The 17,769-nt window shown below is 70.6% G+C and carries 15 protein-coding genes, 2 tRNA genes and 1 rRNA gene; 5 read left to right on the plus strand and 13 right to left on the minus strand.

Going from position 1 to position 17,769, the window contains the following annotated elements; translation table 11 throughout:
• Window positions 1-138: 138 nt before the first annotated feature.
• Window positions 139-1,653 (minus strand): 16S ribosomal RNA (locus tag GA0070611_RS16190).
• A 657-nt stretch (window positions 1,654-2,310) separates the two neighbouring features.
• Between GA0070611_RS16190 and GA0070611_RS16195 the strand changes: the two genes are divergently transcribed.
• Entirely contained in the window at window positions 2,311-2,538 is a 228-nt protein-coding gene (locus GA0070611_RS16195; RefSeq protein ID WP_091665026.1) for a hypothetical protein, read from the plus strand.
• A 5-nt stretch (window positions 2,539-2,543) separates the two neighbouring features.
• Here the strand turns inward: GA0070611_RS16195 and GA0070611_RS16200 are convergent, their stop codons facing one another.
• The 6 genes from GA0070611_RS16200 to GA0070611_RS16225 all read right to left on the minus strand — a co-directional run bounded on the left by GA0070611_RS16200 (window position 2,544) and on the right by GA0070611_RS16225 (window position 8,046).
• A complete protein-coding gene (locus GA0070611_RS16200; RefSeq protein WP_091665029.1) occupies window positions 2,544-3,341 on the minus strand; it encodes a carbon-nitrogen hydrolase family protein in 798 nt (265 codons plus the stop codon).
• Between the two features lie 133 nt (window positions 3,342-3,474).
• The gene (clpX, locus tag GA0070611_RS16205) at window positions 3,475-4,770 is read right to left on the minus strand and encodes an ATP-dependent Clp protease ATP-binding subunit ClpX (protein ID WP_091665032.1); all 1,296 of its coding nucleotides are present in this window, start codon (window positions 4,768-4,770) and stop codon (window positions 3,475-3,477) included.
• A 218-nt stretch (window positions 4,771-4,988) separates the two neighbouring features.
• Complete coding sequence (locus GA0070611_RS16210; protein WP_091665034.1) at window positions 4,989-5,651, minus strand: ATP-dependent Clp protease proteolytic subunit; 663 nt, start codon at window positions 5,649-5,651, stop codon at window positions 4,989-4,991.
• A 14-nt stretch (window positions 5,652-5,665) separates the two neighbouring features.
• On the minus strand, window positions 5,666-6,307 hold the full coding sequence (locus tag GA0070611_RS16215; protein ID WP_091665036.1) for an ATP-dependent Clp protease proteolytic subunit: 642 nt from the start codon (window positions 6,305-6,307) through the stop codon (window positions 5,666-5,668).
• A gap of 173 nt (window positions 6,308-6,480) precedes the next feature.
• Window positions 6,481-7,827: a trigger factor gene (gene tig / locus GA0070611_RS16220; RefSeq protein ID WP_091665039.1), complete on the minus strand. Its 1,347-nt coding sequence runs from the start codon at window positions 7,825-7,827 to the stop codon at window positions 6,481-6,483.
• 145 nt (window positions 7,828-7,972) lie between these two features.
• Window positions 7,973-8,046 (minus strand) — tRNA-Pro (locus GA0070611_RS16225).
• 134 nt (window positions 8,047-8,180) lie between these two features.
• Here GA0070611_RS16225 and GA0070611_RS16230 point away from each other — a divergent pair.
• A tRNA-Gly gene (locus GA0070611_RS16230) sits at window positions 8,181-8,254 on the plus strand.
• A 120-nt stretch (window positions 8,255-8,374) separates the two neighbouring features.
• On the plus strand, window positions 8,375-9,037 hold the full coding sequence (locus tag GA0070611_RS16235; RefSeq protein ID WP_091665042.1) for a Type 1 glutamine amidotransferase-like domain-containing protein: 663 nt from the start codon (window positions 8,375-8,377) through the stop codon (window positions 9,035-9,037).
• Between the two features lie 72 nt (window positions 9,038-9,109).
• Here GA0070611_RS16235 and GA0070611_RS16240 read toward each other — a convergent pair whose 3' ends face one another.
• The gene (locus GA0070611_RS16240; protein WP_157740329.1) at window positions 9,110-9,967 is read right to left on the minus strand and encodes an aminoglycoside phosphotransferase family protein; all 858 of its coding nucleotides are present in this window, start codon (window positions 9,965-9,967) and stop codon (window positions 9,110-9,112) included.
• A 123-nt stretch (window positions 9,968-10,090) separates the two neighbouring features.
• The gene (locus GA0070611_RS16245; RefSeq protein WP_091665047.1) at window positions 10,091-11,623 is read right to left on the minus strand and encodes a HEAT repeat domain-containing protein; all 1,533 of its coding nucleotides are present in this window, start codon (window positions 11,621-11,623) and stop codon (window positions 10,091-10,093) included.
• Between the two features lie 135 nt (window positions 11,624-11,758).
• Between GA0070611_RS16245 and GA0070611_RS16250 the strand changes: the two genes are divergently transcribed.
• Together GA0070611_RS16250 and GA0070611_RS16255 are read left to right on the plus strand one after the other, a co-directional pair.
• A complete protein-coding gene (locus GA0070611_RS16250) occupies window positions 11,759-12,262 on the plus strand; it encodes a Pycsar system effector family protein (protein WP_091665049.1) in 504 nt (167 codons plus the stop codon).
• Window positions 12,263-12,502: 240 nt separating this feature from the next.
• Window positions 12,503-14,002: a hypothetical protein gene (locus GA0070611_RS16255; RefSeq protein ID WP_167604436.1), complete on the plus strand. Its 1,500-nt coding sequence runs from the start codon at window positions 12,503-12,505 to the stop codon at window positions 14,000-14,002.
• Here the strand turns inward: GA0070611_RS16255 and GA0070611_RS16260 are convergent.
• From GA0070611_RS16260 to GA0070611_RS16275, 4 genes are all read right to left on the minus strand, one after another.
• Window positions 13,987-14,688 (minus strand): Crp/Fnr family transcriptional regulator, encoded by a 702-nt coding sequence (locus GA0070611_RS16260; protein WP_197675720.1) that lies wholly within the window; start codon window positions 14,686-14,688, stop codon window positions 13,987-13,989. The two genes, GA0070611_RS16255 and GA0070611_RS16260, sit on opposite strands and share 16 nt — an antisense overlap.
• A 95-nt stretch (window positions 14,689-14,783) precedes the next feature.
• A complete protein-coding gene (locus GA0070611_RS16265; RefSeq protein ID WP_091665052.1) occupies window positions 14,784-15,815 on the minus strand; it encodes a hypothetical protein in 1,032 nt (343 codons plus the stop codon).
• Window positions 15,816-15,823: 8 nt separating this feature from the next.
• Window positions 15,824-16,588, minus strand: a complete 765-nt coding sequence (locus tag GA0070611_RS31115; protein WP_157740331.1) for a protein phosphatase 2C domain-containing protein — start codon at window positions 16,586-16,588, stop codon at window positions 15,824-15,826.
• A 466-nt stretch (window positions 16,589-17,054) separates the two neighbouring features.
• Window positions 17,055-17,729, minus strand: a complete 675-nt coding sequence (locus tag GA0070611_RS16275; RefSeq protein ID WP_091665056.1) for a vWA domain-containing protein — start codon at window positions 17,727-17,729, stop codon at window positions 17,055-17,057.
• Window positions 17,730-17,769 lie beyond the last annotated feature (40 nt).

A 17,769-nucleotide genomic window follows, 5' to 3' on the forward strand; every position in this document is an offset into this window, starting at 1 on the left:
CACCACCGAAGCGGCTGTACTAGGTATCCCGGCCGTTGCCGGACAGAAACTGACCAGTGTCTCCGCCATTGAGCACCCCGACCCGACATTCGCGGGCCGCGGGCTCCTTGCACCCTTTCAGGTGAAGGTGCTCCTTAGAAAGGAGGTGATCCAGCCGCACCTTCCGGTACGGCTACCTTGTTACGACTTCGTCCCAATCGCCAGCCCCACCTTCGACGGCTCCCTCCACAAGGGTTGGGCCACCGGCTTCGGGTGTTGCCGACTTTCGTGACGTGACGGGCGGTGTGTACAAGGCCCGGGAACGTATTCACCGCAGCGTTGCTGATCTGCGATTACTAGCGACTCCGACTTCACGGGGTCGAGTTGCAGACCCCGATCCGAACTGAGACCGGCTTTTTGGGATTCGCTCCACCTCACGGTATCGCAGCCCATTGTACCGGCCATTGTAGCATGCGTGAAGCCCTGGACATAAGGGGCATGATGACTTGACGTCATCCCCACCTTCCTCCGAGTTGACCCCGGCAGTCTTCGATGAGTCCCCGCCATAACGCGCTGGCAACATCGAACGAGGGTTGCGCTCGTTGCGGGACTTAACCCAACATCTCACGACACGAGCTGACGACAGCCATGCACCACCTGTGACCGCCCCCGAAGGACCTCACATCTCTGCGAGTTTTGCGGCCATGTCAAACCCAGGTAAGGTTCTTCGCGTTGCATCGAATTAATCCGCATGCTCCGCCGCTTGTGCGGGCCCCCGTCAATTCCTTTGAGTTTTAGCCTTGCGGCCGTACTCCCCAGGCGGGGCGCTTAATGCGTTAGCTGCGGCACAGGGAACCGGAGAGGCCCCCCACACCTAGCGCCCAACGTTTACAGCGTGGACTACCAGGGTATCTAATCCTGTTCGCTCCCCACGCTTTCGCTCCTCAGCGTCAGTATCGGCCCAGAGACCCGCCTTCGCCACCGGTGTTCCTCCTGATATCTGCGCATTTCACCGCTACACCAGGAATTCCAGTCTCCCCTACCGAACTCTAGCCTGCCCGTATCGACTGCAGGCCCGCAGTTGAGCTGCGGGTTTTCACAGTCGACGCGACAAGCCGCCTACGAGCTCTTTACGCCCAATAAATCCGGACAACGCTCGCGCCCTACGTCTTACCGCGGCTGCTGGCACGTAGTTGGCCGGCGCTTCTTCTGCAGGTACCGTCACTTTCGCTTCGTCCCTGCTGAAAGAGGTTTACAACCCGAAGGCCGTCATCCCTCACGCGGCGTCGCTGCATCAGGCTTCCGCCCATTGTGCAATATTCCCCACTGCTGCCTCCCGTAGGAGTCTGGGCCGTGTCTCAGTCCCAGTGTGGCCGGTCGCCCTCTCAGGCCGGCTACCCGTCGTCGCCTTGGTAGGCCATCACCCCACCAACAAGCTGATAGGCCGCGAGCCCATCCCAGGCCGAAAAACTTTCCACCACCAACCATGCGATCAGTAGTCATATTCGGTATTAGCCCCCGTTTCCGAGGGTTATCCCAAAGCCTAGGGCAGGTTGCTCACGTGTTACTCACCCGTTCGCCGCTCGAGTACCCCGAAGGGCCTTTCCGCTCGACTTGCATGTGTTAAGCACGCCGCCAGCGTTCGTCCTGAGCCAGGATCAAACTCTCCAACAAAAACTTTGTCGGACACAATGTCCTGGCAACAAAAAGTGTTGCCAAAGGAATCCCAACCAGACAGACCAAAGCCTGACCAGTCCGGGGTATAAATCATAATTGGCACTGGCTTATCAAGCACCCTGTTGAGTTCTCAAAGAACAACCACACACCATCCGGCAAGCCCCACCCAGTGGAACCCCCGTCCGGGGCAACCTCTCTAACTTACTCGGCCCGACTTTCGTTGTCAACCTCGTATCTCCGAGGCGATCAACTTGGTCAGTCCGCACCACGCTGACGCACGCCGTGTCCGGCGGTCGTTGCTGTCGTGGATTCCGGTGGACCGGCCGGCGCCGCTTTCGCGGCCACCCGCCCGGCTCCCTGCCGGCTTTCGAACTCTACCCGGTCGGCTTCGCGTTCGCAACTCCGTGTTCTCGGAGTGTCTCGCACCGCCCGGATCCTCAGTCTGGCTCGGCGTCTCCGCCACCATCCTGGCGCCCGTTCTCGGCCGGTTTGCCCGGCCTCCCTCGTGCAGAGAGAAAGTTACGCGGACGGCCCGCAGAAGACAAATCAATGATCGTCACTGGAAGTTCGGACGGTGTTCCGGGGCCGTCACGAGGGGGGAAATCCGCGTTCGGGGGGAGCCGTGAACGGCTCGGTCGTGCCAGAGTGGGCGCCATGGCTGACCTGTCCCGGTCCCCGGTGACCACGCTCGCCGACGAAGCCCTGCTCGGCCTCCTGCTGCCGTTCTGGCAGCTGGTCATCGGCGCGTTCGTGGTGGTGGTCGTCCTGCTGTCGCTGCGTCGACTCCTGGCGCGCGGCCCGTCCCGGATGACCACCGCCCTGGTCGTCACCGCGCTGGCGATCGCCGGCTTCACCATGCTCGGCGTACTGCTGGGGAGCTGACCGGTTCAGAGCCGGCGGTTGGCGAGGCTCGGCAGCTCGGCGCGGATCGTCCGGAGCCGGTCGAGGTCCAGCTCCGTGACGACGAGACCCGGACCGTCGGCGACCTGGGCGAGCACGGTGCCCCACGGGTCGACCACCATGCTGCGCCCGAAGCAGGTACGGCCCGGTTCGTGGTCGCCGGTCTGGCCGGCCGCCGCGACGAAACACTGGTTCTCGATCGCGCGGGCGCGGAGCAGGATCTCCCAGTGGTCCCGGCCGGTGTGCATCATGAACGCGGCCGGCACGACCAGTAGTTCGGCCCCGCCGTCCGTGGCCAGTCGTCGGTAGAGCTCCGGGAAGCGCAGGTCGTAGCAGATCGAGAGACCGACCCGTAGTCCCTCGACGTCGACCACCACCGGCTGCTCCCCCGGCGCCACGGTCGCCGACTCCCGGTACGAGACCCGGCCGGGTATCTCCACGTCGTACAGGTGGATCTTCCGGTAGGCGGCGGCCAGCGCGCCGGCGCGGTCGAAGACCAGGGAGGTGTTCCAGGTGCGGGCCGGGTCCGGGCCCGCCTCGTGGAACGAGCCGGCGACCACCCAGATGCCCAGCCGCCGGGCGACGTCGGCGAAGAACGTGCCGACCACCCCGTCGACCGGCTCGGCCGGCGGCATCCGGTCGCCCGGCCCGAGGAAGTCGACGTACTCCGGGAGGACGGCCAGGTCGGCGCCGGCCGCCGCGGCCCGGACCAGCAGGTCCTCGGCGGCGGCGAGGTTCGCGGCCCGGTCGTCGCGGGCGTTGAGCTGGCAGACGGCGACACGCATGAGGCTCAGCGTACGGGCGGGCCGGGGCCGGGGACAGGGGCGACCGCGCGCCGATGTCGGGGAGCCGGTGGGCCGGGTCCACACACGAACCGCGCCCGGGCCGAGGCCCGGGCGCGGTAGGTGGAGCAGAAACTCAGGCCGACTTCTCCTCGCGGTCCCGACGGGCCCGGCGACCGGTGAACTCGCGCGGCACGATGGTCGGGTTCACGTTCTCCAGGACGACCTCACGGGTGATCAGCACCCGGGCGGCGTCGGGGTTGCTGGGCACCTCGTACATCACGGAGAGGAGCACCTCTTCCATGATCGCCCGCAGGCCACGGGCACCGGTGCCGCGGAGCATGGCCTGGTCGGCGATGGCCTCCAGCGCCGGTTGCTCGAACTCCAGCTCGACGCCGTCCAGCTCGAAGAGGCGCTGGTACTGCCGGACCAGGGCGTTGCGCGGCTCGGTGAGGATCCGCACCAGGGCGCTGCGGTCGAGGCTGCGCACGTTGGTGATCACCGGAAGTCGGCCGATGAACTCGGGGATCAGACCGAACTTGAGCATGTCCTCCGGCATGACCTGGCTGAAGATGTCATCGGTGGACCGCTCGGAGACCGACCGGAGCCGGGCGCCGAAGCCGGTGCCGCCGGAGCCGGTGCGGGACTCGATGATCTGGTCGAGCCCGGCGAAGGCACCACCGCAGATGAACAGCACGTTGGTGGTGTCGATCTGGATGAACTCCTGGTGCGGGTGCTTGCGCCCGCCCTGCGGCGGCACGTTGGCCACCGTGCCCTCGAGCATCTTGAGCAGCGCCTGCTGCACGCCCTCGCCGGAGACGTCCCGGGTGATCGACGGGTTCTCCGACTTACGGGCGATCTTGTCGACCTCGTCGATGTAGATGATCCCGGTCTCGGCGCGCTTGATGTCGTAGTCGGCGGCCTGGATCAGCTTGAGGAGGATGTTCTCCACGTCCTCGCCGACGTACCCCGCCTCGGTGAGGGCCGTGGCGTCGGCGATCGCGAAGGGGACGTTGAGCATCCGGGCGAGGGTCTGCGCCAGGTGGGTCTTGCCGCAGCCGGTGGGGCCGAGCAGCAGGATGTTGGACTTGGCCAGCTCGACGCCGTCGCTACCGGAGCCGGGCGCGCCGGCCGCCTCGGCCTGGATCCGCTTGTAGTGGTTGTAGACCGCTACGGCGAGCGCCTTCTTGGCCTGTTCCTGACCGACGACGTAGTTGTCGAGGAACTGGCAGATCTCCATCGGCTTGGGAAGCTCTTCCCACTTCACCTCGCCGGACTCGGCCAGCTCCTCTTCGATGATCTCGTTACAGAGATCGATGCACTCGTCGCAGATGTAGACGCCAGGCCCCGCGATGAGCTTCTTGACCTGCTTCTGCGACTTGCCGCAGAAGGAGCATTTCAGTAGGTCGCCGCCGTCACCGATCCGTGCCACCTACGTTCTCCCTGCACTCGTCGGCCGGTACGCCGGCCCGTGACCTGCCGGGCGCGGAGCGCCCGTCGTCTCTGTCCTACCCCGCCCGCCGGATCCGACCCGGCGAAGCGGTACGGACCCGACGTTACCCGCTGGCGGGAGTTTCTCCGACCCCCAAAGCGGGTGTGTCAGAGGTCGGCCGGGAACCACGCCCCGACCGACCTCCGACCCGGCACAGCTCAGCCAGCGGCGTGCGACGCCAGCAGACCCTTCTTGCGGCTGGTCAGGATGGTGTCGACCAGCCCGTACTCCTTGGACTCCTCGGCCGTCATGATCTTGTCACGGTCGATGTCCTTGCGCACCTGCTCGATCGGGCGGTTGCAGTGCTGGGAGAGCATCGTCTCCAGCTGCGTCCGCATCCGCAGGATCTCCCGGGCCTGGATCTCGATGTCCGAGCCCTGACCGTAGCCACCCTCGGTGGCCGGCTGGTGGATGATGATCCGCGAGTTGGGCAGCGCCATCCGCTTGCCCGGCGTGCCGGCGGAGAGCAGCACGGCCGCCGCGCTGGCCGCCTGGCCGAGGCAGACCGTCTGGATGTCCGGCCGGACGTACTGCATGGTGTCGTAGATCGCCGTCATGGCGGTGAAGGAACCACCGGGCGAGTTGATGTACATGATGATGTCGCGGTCCGGGTCGGTGCCCTCGAGCGTGAGCAGCTGGGCCATCACGTCGTTGGCCGAGGCGTCGTCCACCTGGACCCCGAGGAAGATGATCCGGTCCTCGAAGAGCTTGTTGTACGGGTTGGACTCCTTCATCCCGTACGACGTGCGCTCGACGAACGACGGCAGGACGTAGCGGTTGTGCACGGCCGCGAACTGGGGCGGCAGGCTCAGGTCGGTCATCGTCAGCTCCTCGGTCAGCTCAGGGTCCCGGCACCATCCGGAACCTGCGCGGCCCCGATGATCACCTTGTCGATGAAGCCGTAGTCCATGGCCTCCTGGGCGGTGAACCAGCGGTCGCGGTCCGAGTCCGTCTCGATCTGGGCCTGGCTCTGGCCGGTGTGGTGCGCCACCCGCTCCTGGAACATGCGCTTGGTGTAGAGCATCTGCTCGGCCTGGATCGCGATGTCCGACGCGGTGCCGCCGAGGCCGCCGGAGGGCTGGTGCATCATGATCCGCGCGTGCGGCAGGGCGTACCGCTTGCCCTTGGTGCCGGCGCAGAGCAGGAGCTGGCCCATCGAGGCCGCCATGCCCATCGCGACGGTCGAGACGTCGTTGTCGATGTACTGCATGGTGTCGTAGATCGCCATGCCGGAGTAGACCGAGCCACCCGGCGAGTTGATCCAGAGGAAGATGTCCCGGTCCGGGTCCTCCGCGGCGAGCAGCAGCAGCTGCGCGCAGATGCGGTTGGCCACCTGGTCGTTCACCTCGCTGCCCAGGAAGATGATCCGTTCCTTGAGCAACCGGTTGTAGACCGAGTCGTCGAGGTTGCCAATTGAGTCGCCACCCCGGGCCTCGATCGCCCGGAGCGACTTCTTGGGGATGTGCATGTCGGTCATGGCAGCCCTTCGCTCTCCGTACCGTCGTACCCGACACTAACCGCTCACCCCGGGGGCGTACTCCCGGTCGGGGCCCTTTTCGCTCTCAGCGCAGCCACCCCGGCGGCGTACCCCAGAAAGGGTTTCGGCCGCCGCCCGGCGCGCAGCGCGGGACGGCGGCCGACAGCCGACGATCAGTGCTCGTGGTTGTGCTCGGCCTCGTTCTGGGCCCGCAGCGCGTCGAGGGTGACCTCGTTGCCCGCCGAGTCCTTGATCTTGATCTTCTCCATCACCGAGGCGAGCGCCTTGCCCCGGCGCACGTCGCCGAAGACGGCCGCGGCGGCACCCGAGCGGACCAGCTCGTCGTAGTACTGCTGCGGGGCCATTCCGGCGCGCTGCGCGCGGTGCACGATCTCGTGGCCGAACTCGTCGTCGGAGACCTGGACGTCCTCGGCGTCGGCGAGGGTGTCCAGCAGCAGCTGGATCTTGACCCCGTCGGTGGCCGCCTCGGTCAGCTCGGCGTCGATCTGCTCCTCGGTCTTCTCCTCGGCGGCGAGGTACTCCTCCAGGGAGGCGCCGATGCGCTGGAGCTGGTCGATCATCGCGGCCTTGCGGCTCTCGACCTCCTCCTTGACGACACCCTCCGGCGCCGGCACCTCGGCGGCCTCGACCATCTGCTCGAGGGCCTTGTCCCGGGCGGCGTAGATCTGCTCGACCTTCTTGCCCCGGCTGACCCGCTCGCGCACGTCGTCGCGGAGCTCCGCGATGGTGTCGAACTCGCTGGCCATCTGGGCGAAGTCGTCGTCCAGCTCCGGCAGCTCCTTCTCCTTGACCGTGCGCACGGTCACCGCCACCTCGGCGTCCTTGCCGGCGAAGTCGCCGCCGACGAGCTGGGTGGTGAAGGTGGTGCTGTCGCCGGCGGCCAGCCCGACCACGGCCTCGTCCAGGCCCGGCAGGAGCTGCTTGCTGCCGACCTCGTGCGAGATGTTGCTCGCCGAGCCGCCCGGCACGTCCTCGCCGTCGACGGTCGCGTTCAGGTCGATCTGGACGTAGTCGCCCTCCTGGGCGGCCCGCTCGACGGTCTTCAGCGTGGCGAACCGCTCGCGCAGGTTGCCGACCTGCTCGTCGATCTCGCTGTCGGCGATCTGCACCTCGTCGACGGTCACCTCGATGGTGGCCGGGTCCGGCAGGGTGATCTCGGGGCGGACGTCCATCTCGGCGGTGAAGTTGAGCGAGTCACCGTCGTTGAACTCGGTGATCTCGACCTCGGGACGGCCCAGCGTCTTCAGGTCGTGCTCGCGGACCGCGGCGAGGATGTTCTGCGGGATGGCCTCCTGCACCGCCTCGTTGAGGACGGTGCCCCGGCCGACCCGCTGGTCGATGATGGCGGCGGGAACCTTGCCCCGACGGAAGCCGGGAACCTGGACCTGCTGGCCGATCTCCCGGTACGCCTTCTTGAGGCTCGGCTCGAGCTCGACGAACGGCACCTCGATGGCGAGCCGCACGCGCGTCGGGCTCAGAGTCTCGACGGTGCTCTTCACAGGCGTACTCCTTGACGGATCTCAGTTGAGTCTCGGGCGTGTTTGCGCGCATCGAGTGTAGGCGAGTCGGCCGGCCGCATCGGCAGCGCCCGGGTACCGCGCGGAAAAATCGGCGGTTCCCGGGACAGGCCGGTCGGAACGACAGTCGGGGTGGCGGGATTTGAACCCACGGCCCCTCGCTCCCAAAGCGAGTGCGCTACCAAGCTGCGCCACACCCCGTGGCGACGAGAAGTGTATGCCGTCCGCGCTCGACACAGGGTCACCGGGGCTGGCGCGCCGGACGGGCACGGCGCTGCGCGGTCGGTTCCCCGATTGGGTACGCTGTCGACGCGCCCTGCGACAGCGGGGCGAGCGCGGGCGTAGCTCAATGGCAGAGCTTCAGTCTTCCAAACTGACGGTGCGGGTTCGATTCCCGTCGCCCGCTCCACCCCGAACGCCCAGGCCGACCGCATGATCGCGGCACCTGGGCGTTCGGCTTCCGATGAGTTCCGGCACGGTCGCGGGTCTACCGGTGCGTCCACCCTCCGTGCGCGACCCGGGAGGCAGCGTGAAGCTCCTGCTCACCTCAGGCGGCGTCACGAACCCGAGCATCCACTCGGCGCTCGTGCGGCTGCTCGGCAAGCCGATCACCGAGTGCCACGCCCTCTGCGTCCCGACGGCACAGTGGGGTCACCCGATGTGCGGCCCGACCTCGGTGCGGGGCTTACTGGCCGCCGAGCCCCGGTTCCGGCACCTGTCCGGCCTGGGTTGGGCGTCGCTCGGCGTCCTCGAACTCACCGCGCTGTCCAGCATCGGCGCGCAGCGCTGGGTCCCCTGGGCCCGGGAGGCCGACGTGCTCCTGGTCGACGGCGGCGACGCGACCTACCTGTGTCACTGGATGCGGGAGTCCGGGCTGGCCGACCTGCTGCCGGAACTGCCCGGGACGGTCTGGGTGGGGGTGAGCGCCGGGAGCATGGTCATGACGCCCCGGATCGGGACGTCCTTCGTCGAGTGGCCGGCGGCACCGGACGACCGCACCCTGGGAGTCGTCGACTTCTCGATCTTCCCGCACCTGGACGCCTTCCCGACGAACACCCTGGCCCACGCGCAGCGGTGGGCCGCCGGGATCGGTGTCCCCGCCTACGCCATCGACGAACAGACGGCCATCCAGGTCGTCGACGGCGCGGTCGAGGTGATCTCCGAAGGGCAGTGGCAGAAGTTCGGGGCATGAGGACCCCGCGCAGTCGGACGGGACCCCTCACAAAGACCTGCCGCTGCCGGCCCCGCCGACGCGCGCGGCCGCTCAGCCATGGCCGGCCCCGGCCAGGAGATGCCCGAACCGGTCCAGGGCGGCCCCGGCCCGGTCGAGCAGCCGCCCGACGGGCGCGGGGCCGAAGCGGGTGGCGACCGCGCCGACGAACATCGCGGTGCCGAAGGCGGTCGCCCAGGCGTGGCCCGCCGCGGCCTGCCAGCGGTCGAGGGGAGCACACGCCGCCTCCTCCCAGGCCCGCAGGTACGCCGCGAAGCCGGCCGACGACGTCCCGGCGGTCAGCGCGACGTCCAGCATCGCCGGCCCGATCCGGGCGCTGCCCCAGTCGATCAGGCACGGACGGGTGCCGTCGGCGGAGTCGACCACCACGTTGTGTCCGTACACGTCGCCGTGCAGGAGCGTGGCGGGCAGCACGCGCGGTCCGGCGAGCATCCGCTCGTCGTGGCTCCAGCGCCCGAGCAGGTCCAGGGCCCGGTCGTGCACCGGACGGGGATCCCCGCGCCGGGCCTCGTGGATCCCCGCCGGGGCGAACTCCCGCAACGCGTGTCGGCAGAACTCCTCGTCCACCCGTGGCAGGCCGGCGGGCAGCCGGCCCGCACCCCCGAGATACCGCTGGTGCAGCCGGGCCAGGCTCGCGTACACCGCCGCCGGAAGCGCCGCGTCCCAGGCCAGGGCGGCGCCGGGACGGAAGGACAGCACCACCCACGGACCGTGGTCGTCGGCCCCCGCGTCGATCAGCTCCGGGAAGGCGTCGGTGGACACCGTCGCGATCTCCCGCAGGACGACCACCTCGGCGGCGCAGGCCCGCTTCGCGACCACCGCGCACCGGTACGGCACGCCGGCCGTACCCACCGCGGTGACCTCGACCCGCTCCACGAGCGGTGAGCGCACGCCGCCCGCCAGCGGGTGCCGCGGCCCCGTGCCGACGGCACTGGGATCGACGCCGAGCCACCGGGCGAGGGCGGCCTTCCGGACCGGAACCGTCGGGTGGGCGGGCGTCGCCGGCACGCCGGATCAGCCCGCCCGCAGCCAGTCGGTCAGCAGCCCGGCGACGCGGACCCCGAGGGCCGGCTCGGCCACCGCGGTCAGCCGGAGCAGCTCGGCGCGCTGCGGCCCGGTCAGCTCCGGCGGCGCCCAGCCGTACCGGTTCACCGTGGCCCGGGCGAAGCCGGTCAGGTCGGCCCGGGCCCGCTCCGCGAGCCGTGGCTCCGGGTCGCCGACCAGCAGCAGCGCCGCCCGCAGCCGCAGCGCCCACGGTCGGGTGCCGAGCAGCCGGTAGCCGGCCCGGCGCAGGGCCACCCGCTCGTCGGCGAGCAGCTCCCAGGGCAGCTCGGGCGGGAGCGCCCCGCTGATCGGGCGCAGCGCGGTGGCCGCCTCCCGCACCACCCCGGCGACGGGGTCGCGCAGCAGCGGCACGACGAGCGCGACCGGAACGGCGTCGAGCCGGGCCAGGGCCCGGACCGCCGCGCCGCGCAGCCGGGGATCCGGGTGACCGAGCAGCGGACGCAGCAGGGGCGCGTCGGCGTCGGTGCCCACCTCGGCGAGCCCGGCCAGCGCGCCGACCGTCGGCGCGACGCCGGCGACCGCGGTCCGGTAGGCGGCCCGCGCGTCCACCCCGTCCCGGCGGGCCGCCTCGCGGGCGATGGCGCGGACCAACTGGTGCCGGTCGTCGATGTGACCGGCCACCTCGGCGTGCCGGCCGAGGCGGAGCAGCCCGGTCAGGCCCACCGCGCGTACCTCGGCGTGCCGGTTCCCGGCGAGCCGGTGCAGCGCCGGCAGCCGGCCGGTCCAGACCGCCTCCCGGGCGGCGGCCTCGGCGGCCCGGGCGCGGACCCGGACGTCCCGGTCGTCGACGGCGGCGAGCAGGTCGGCCAGGCGCAGCCGGCCGTACGCCAGGTCGAGGTCGAACAGGACGCGGCGCTGCGCCGCCGACGCGTGCCGGGCCGCCTCGGCGCGCAACCGCGCGGGTGCGCCCTGCAAGGCGGTGGTGACCTGCGCGACCGCGAAGTCGCCGCGTTGCCGGCCGGCGATCAGCGCGCCGGCCGCGACGGCGGGCACCAGGTGGGTGGCCGGCTCGTCGGCGAGCAGCAGCGCCAGGCCGGCGCGGGCGGCGGCACGTACCGGCCGGACCCAGTCGGCGGTACGCAGCACCAGGAACGGGGTCAGCTCCGGCAGGGGGCGGGACAGCAGCACCCGCACGGCCCGTTCCCGGACCCGCCCGTCTGGGTGGCCGGCGGCGACGGCGACCGCAACCGGGCCGACCCGGGGCCGGGTGAGCGCCCCGGCCAGCTCGTCAACGACCGGTGACCGGTACGGCGGTCGCCACGGGTTGTGCCGGACGTACTCGTCGAGCCGGGTCAGCAGCCGGGGCGTACCGGCCAGCAGCCGCAGCGTCGCCCGGGCGGCGTCGACGTCGCCGCGCCCGTGGACGGCGGCCAGCACGTCCAGCAGCCGGCGCAGGTCGTCGTGCTCCCCACCGGCGGTCGCGGCGACCGCACCGGCCACCTCCGGCGGTACCGTCGCGGCCGCGTCCCGTGCCTCGGTCATCGGGCCATGGTGGCGGCTGCGCGGGGGTGGCCGCACCAGGATTTTCGGCGCTGCGCGGAGTCAAGCATCGGTAGGCAATGCGACAGCGTGCCACGTGTCCTACCGGCCTCTGAGGACGATCGATAGCCTGATCCGGTGGAGCACGAGGAGCCGTGGAAGGTGTTGCAGAACGTCAACGAGTGGCTCCGGCACGCCGACACCAAGGCAAGCCTCGTGCTGACCCTGGACGGCGCGCTGATCGGTCTGATCGCTCTGCGCGTGCAGGGCCGGGAGGAGTTCGAGCGGCAACCGGCCACGACCGTGCTGCTGCTCCTCGCGCTCGGGCTGCTGGCCGCCAGCCTCGTCGCCACGGTGCTGGCCGTGGCACCCCGCACCAAGATCACCGGCCAGCACTGGTCGCTGCTGCACTTCGGTCACGTCGGGGAACGGTTCGAGGCGAGGGAGTCGGAGTTCGTCACCGAGTTCGTCGCGCTGCTCGGGGACCCGGACGCACTCCGGCGTGAGGTCGGCAGCCAGGTGTGGGCCAACAGCATCGTCGGGCGGCGCAAGTACCGCCATCTGAGCTGGGGAATCCGCTGCGCCGCCGGCGCGATCCTGTTGATCGGGCTGGCGAGCGTGGTCGGGCCGTTCACTGCGTGACCGGCGGTAGCTCGCCAGATGTCCTCCTCACGGGCGGCTCCGGCCGGTAGGACAGAGGGCGGTGAGCCCTAGCGGGAGGAGCGTCCAATTCCCAGCGCCGACCTGCATCCCGTCGCCGCCGAGTCGCTCGGCGCGCTGACCGTGCTCGGCTCCGGCGGCCAGGGGACCGTGCACGCGGTCGCGAACCGCTTGATCGAAGGCCGATGGCCGGCGGCGTACAAGGAGTACGACCGGACAACCGTGGATCGGGTCGACCGCCCGGTGTTGGAGAGGCTGGTGGCGCTGCCGGGACGGCTGGCCGAGGCTGACGCGTACCTGCTCCACGAGCGCACGGCGTGGCCGGTGGCGGTGGTGGAACGTGACGGGCGACTCGCCGGCTTCCTGATGCGTCAGGTGCCGCCGACGTTCGAAACTCCGCTACGGCTCACCACCAGATATGTGCAGAAGCTCGCCCAAGTTCAGCTGCTGCTGAACAACGAGACCTACCTGGCCGCCCGCGACCTCGCCATCGACGACCTGTTCCGACTCGGCTTCCTCCTGGACACGGCACGGGCGATGGCCGACTTCCACCGGATCGGCCTGGCGGTCGGCGACCTCTCCCCCAACAACCTGCTCTTCAGTCGGGGGGCAGCGCCCCGCTGCTTCTTCCTCGACTGCGATGCGGTGCGGCTGGACGGCGCCTCGGCGCTCCCGCAGATCGAGACCACCGACTGGGAGGTGGCGGGCGGTGGGGGTGAGGAACTGGCCACGCCGGCGAGCGACGCGTACAAATTCACGTTGCTCTGCGTACGGCTGCTCGCCGGCAACCAGTCGACGCGCGACCCGGCGGCGGCGCAGCGGGCTGGCGCCGACATCCGAGAACTCGTCGACCGCGGGTTGGACCCGGTGCCGACCAGCCGCCCCGGCCTGACGGAGTGGACAGGGCCGTTGGAGCGGGCGATCGAGGCCGCCCGGACCCGGCCGCGGATCCGCCCGGCCACCCTCCCACCGGCGCCCGACCCCGGCATCCCAGGTACCGCGTCGACGGCAGCCGGGCCGTCGCCCGCCGGGGCCAACCGGCCGCCCGGTCGACCCGCACCGACCCGCGCCCCGACGCGCCCGCCCGCTGCCAGTCGCCCGGTCACCCGGTCGCCACGGCGGGCAGGTGCGGCGGGCAAGGTGGCGCTGGCGGTGGTACTCCTCCTCTGCGGCGTGACGCGGATCTCGTCCTGCGTCGGCGGCCCGCATTCCGGGCCGGCCGCCGAGGAGCGGTCGACCGGGGCGAGCGATGACCTGCGGCGGCCCTCAACGGCGGCGAGGGCCCAGGCGGCCGCCCTGGCCGAGATACTCTCCCGGTCGAAGCAGGACCGCCGCACGATCGCTCCAGCGGTAGAGAAGGTCACCCGCTGCGTCGACCCGACCGGCGCAGCCGCCGACTTCCGGCAGGCCGGGGCCGGCCGGCGGGACGTCCTCCGCCGGGTTACCGCGATCGAGACCGACGAACTGCCGCACGGTGCGGAGCTGCGCTCGAACCTCGTCTCGGCGCTGAGCCATTCGGCGGCGGCGGACGACGCGTACTCGCGCTGGGCCAGGGCGGTGGCGCGTCACGGATGCCGCTCGTCGGCGATGCGCGGTACCGACCGGAAGACCGGTGACCGGGAGTCACGAGCCGCCACGGAGGCCAAGCAGCGCTTCGTCGCGTTGTGGAACCCAGTCGCCCGGCAGTCCGGTGATCCCGTCCTCTCCTACCGGGACATCTGACGGTGCGGCGCGGCGACGAGCGCCGCCCGTCCGGCGGCGGTGATCAGCACGCTGCGGCGGCCGGTCACCACCCAGCCCTCGTCGCGCCAGTGCTCCAGTGTCCGGCCGAGCGTGCGCTGCGAGGTGAGCACCAGACCAGCGAGGTCCGCCTGCGACAACGGCAGCTCAACGAGCAGGCCGCCCTCATCATCCGGCACCCCGTAGCGGCGCCCGAGGTCCAGCAGCAGCTCGGCGAGGCGCTGTGGGACCGACTCGGCACCGGCGGCGGCGCGTTGACGATCGGCCTCGCGTAGCCGGACGGAGACGGTACGCTGCACGATCTCGGCGGCCTGCGGGAAGCCCTTGAGGAACATCCGGAACCGGTCCGCGGGAATGACCAGCGCCTCCACCGGCGTCATCGCGGTCAGGGTCGCGGACCGACCACCCCCGTCGAAGCCGGCCAGCTCGCCGACCAGGTCACCGCCGTCACGCAGGGCCAGCACCGCCTGGTAGCCCCGGTGAGTGTTCGCGGATACCTTGACGCAGCCGTCCAGCAGCACGATGGCGAAGTCGCTCTCGTCGCGCTCGTGCACCAGCACGGCCTCCGGCGGGTAACGGCGCAGCGACCCGAGCGCCCGGAGCCCCGCCCTCTGCTCCTCCGCGAGGGCATGCCAGAACGGCACCCGGTGGTGGCGCCCCAGATCCATGCCTGTCGCCTCCCCGTCGACTGTGGAACCGACACCCGACAGGGCCATCGTAGGGCGGTGGTTCCCGGTCGGCACGGGCCGAACGGAGCGGATCGTCAGCCGAACCTGTTCACCAGGTAGACGATCAGGATGCCGAGCATCACCAGCAGAACCAGCGTACGGCCGACGTTGCCCGGCTCGCTCGTCGTGGAGACCACGGCGGGTCCGTCCTCGGGGCCCGATCCGGAACCCACGCCGACCACCACCGGGCGGCCGTCGAGGCGGTCGCCGGCCGCGGCGGAGGTCAACGCAGTGATCCAGTCCTGTGGGGTCGGACGTCGGACGGGAACGACGGACAGGCTCGCCTCGGCAAGGTGGGCGAGATCGTCGGAAACCGCAGCGAGCGCGGAGGTGTCCCGGCTGCTCTGGTCTCGGGCGAAGAGCCGCGCGGCGAGCAGACCGAACTTGTACGCGTCGGTGGCCGGTGTGGCGAGGGGCTCCCCGTCGGGCAGTGGCACCTCCCAGTCCGGAGTCTCTGTCTGCGGTAACGCGGAACCTCCCGCGAGTCGCATGGCGTCGCAGTCGATGAAGAAGCAGCCCGGACGGTCACCCAGGCGAAAGAGCAGGTTGTTCGGAGACAGGTCACCGACCACCGCCCCGAGGCGGTGCAGTCGGGACAGCGACCGGGCCAGGTCGGCCAGCAGCAGTAGTCGACCCCGGTCGTCCACCGGGATGGCCATCCGGGCCAGGTACGTGTCCGAGTTCAACAGGAACTGAAAGCCGGCCGGCCGGCGCACCGTCCCTCCACCGGCGGGCAGGCAGATCTCGAAATCCGCCGGGATGCGGCGCATGAGCAGCCCGCAGACCACCGGCCCGCAGGTGACCAACGCCGCGGGCCACGCGCTCTGCTCGCACAGCCAGCGGCCGGTGGCCGGATCCAACGTCGGTACGAACGAGACCATCCGTCGCAGCTGCGCGACGTCGAGCCGTGAGCGGACGACAGGGTCGTACTCCTTGTAGACCACGGGCCACTGCTGGTTGATCCGGAACCCGTCGACGGCGTACACGCAGCCTTGGCCACCCTTGCCGAGCTGGGTCAGCTCACCGAGCGAGCGAACGTCGAACTGTGGTGCGAGCGCGTCTTCCATCGATTACCTCAGGCTTCCGTCCGCGGCCAGATCGCCAGCAAGGTCCGGTCGTCGTCGTACGTCTCCCGCGAGAAGTCGAGGTGATAGGCGAACCGGACCGGTGGCAGCGGCCTCGCCAGCCGATCGGCGAAGTAGCGTCCCACCTGGCCAGTGCCGTCGCCCAGCGCGTCACCGAAGCCGTCGGTGCCGATCAGCAGCACCTCGTCCCGCCCCAGCAGCCCGCTGCGCGGGCTGACCAGGGGCGTCCGCGGTAAGGCGGTCACCGCGGACGAGACGACGGCGTCACCGGTGTGCAGCTTGCCGTCGAGCAGGCTGCGGTACGCGCCGTCGCGCAGCACCCAGGCGCCGGTGTCACCGACCTGGATGAGCGAGACGGTGGGACCGTCCGGCAGGACCATCCCGGCGACCAGGGTGCTCGCCATCGCCTCCTCGGCAACGGCCGGGTCGGCCTCGGCCAGGCCGAGCAGCGTCCTGGTCTGCTCCACGAGCTGCCACGCCGCCTGCCGCACCACGTTCTGCCAGTCCACCAGGCCGCCGGCCGCGAGGTCCGCGAGGATCTCCCGGACCGCCGCCCGGCACACCAGCGCGGCACCGAGGTGCGAGTGCCGGGCCGCGGAAACCCCGTCGGCGACGGCGAACACGACCGCTCCGGTGGGTGGGTGGACCGCCACGGCGAGATCGTCCTGCCGCGGCGTACCCCGGTGGCGGTGCAGGTAGCCACGGACAGAGGCGGCACGCACGGTGAAGTTCCGGGTGGACCAGCCATCGGTCACGGTATCCGGTCGGTACACCTGATCCTCGGCGGGTCGGGGTTCGAAGTCGGCCGTGGGCGTCCCGAGCACCACGGGCAGCCACTGCGGGGACCCGGCCGGTCGACCGCCGGTCCGGTCGGACGTCGGCCGGGTCGGGTGCGCCGTCCCGGGGTGAGGGCCACCCCCTTCGTACGACACCGGCCGTGGCGGCGCCCCCCTCGGCGGCCGCTGGACCGTGGTCGGCGGACCGGCGGCCCCCCGGGCGGACGGGGACCGGTCGACCGGGTGCGCGCCACCGCGCGGATGCCCGGATGTGTCTGCATCCGGGGACGGCTCCGATCTCCCGCCGTCACGTCCCGGCCCCCGCTCCGGTCGGTACAGCGGTGCGTCGCCGCTTCCGGGGGACCGATCGGGCTCGCGGTACGCCGGTTCGCGCATCACGTGGGTGTCCTCCAGCGGGGCCGGCCGCTCCCCTCCGCGCCGCCATCTAGACCACATCGATGGCCATCCGGAAACCCTGCGGTCGCTCGACCACCAGCTCTGGCTGTGCGGAGCCGAGCGATCGCCCCGACTCGACGATGCTCTTGGTCAGCGCGGTACAGAACTGGGCGATGGAGGCGCCGACCTCGGTGCCGGCGTTCGCGATGAAGCCGTACTCGTCCCGGGTCGCCACCTGGCGGATGGTGGCCGCCTGAGCGTCGCCGATGCCACAGGCGACGATGTTGGGCGCACCCTTGGTGACATTGCGGTCGGTGAGCTGCCGGTGCACCTCCAGCCAACCCTGGTCGGTGGGCTGGCCGTCGCTGAGGAAGAACACGGCGGGCCGGTGCACCGTGAACCCTTCCGCTTTCAGCGCCTCCACGTCTGCCGGAATGCGCTGGCGCAGGTCGCCGAACGCGGCGCCGTAACTCGTCCGGCCGCGCGGTGTGAGTTCCGGCATCTCCTCCGCGTGCCGCAGGTCGGCCAGCCGGAGATGCTCCAGGACGGTCTCCGAGAAGCCGAGCACGGAGAACCGCACCTTCGCCGCCGCCATCGGTTCGCCGAGCAGCGCCTCGTGCAACGACCGCAGCCCTTCATTGAGCTGACCCATCACCTTGGTCATGGAACCGGACTCGTCCGCCATCACGTACACCGGTAGGAGATTTGCGTGGCCGCCGGACATGTCTACCTCGCTTTCCCCGGCCCACAGGCCGGACTTACCA

Origin of the sequence: Micromonospora auratinigra (genome assembly GCF_900089595.1) — a bacterium.
In the GTDB taxonomy this organism is placed as follows: domain Bacteria; phylum Actinomycetota; class Actinomycetes; order Mycobacteriales; family Micromonosporaceae; genus Micromonospora; species Micromonospora auratinigra.

What these genes read in the sequence shown, in the direction of transcription:
- GA0070611_RS16275 (WP_091665056.1), bottom strand. Translation starts at nt 17,729, where the DNA reads ATGTCCGGCGGCCACGCAAATCTCCTACCGGTGTACGTGATGGCGGAC.
- GA0070611_RS16265 (WP_091665052.1), bottom strand. Translation starts at nt 15,815, where the DNA reads ATGGAAGACGCGCTCGCACCACAGTTCGACGTTCGCTCGCTCGGTGAG.
- GA0070611_RS16245 (WP_091665047.1), bottom strand. Translation starts at nt 11,623, where the DNA reads ATGACCGAGGCACGGGACGCGGCCGCGACGGTACCGCCGGAGGTGGCC.
- GA0070611_RS16215 (WP_091665036.1), bottom strand. Translation starts at nt 6,307, where the DNA reads ATGACCGACATGCACATCCCCAAGAAGTCGCTCCGGGCGATCGAGGCC.
- GA0070611_RS16260 (WP_197675720.1), bottom strand. Translation starts at nt 14,688, where the DNA reads ATGGATCTGGGGCGCCACCACCGGGTGCCGTTCTGGCATGCCCTCGCG.
- GA0070611_RS16210 (WP_091665034.1), bottom strand. Translation starts at nt 5,651, where the DNA reads ATGACCGACCTGAGCCTGCCGCCCCAGTTCGCGGCCGTGCACAACCGC.
- GA0070611_RS16200 (WP_091665029.1), bottom strand. Translation starts at nt 3,341, where the DNA reads ATGCGTGTCGCCGTCTGCCAGCTCAACGCCCGCGACGACCGGGCCGCG.
- GA0070611_RS16195 (WP_091665026.1), top strand. Translation starts at nt 2,311, where the DNA reads ATGGCTGACCTGTCCCGGTCCCCGGTGACCACGCTCGCCGACGAAGCC.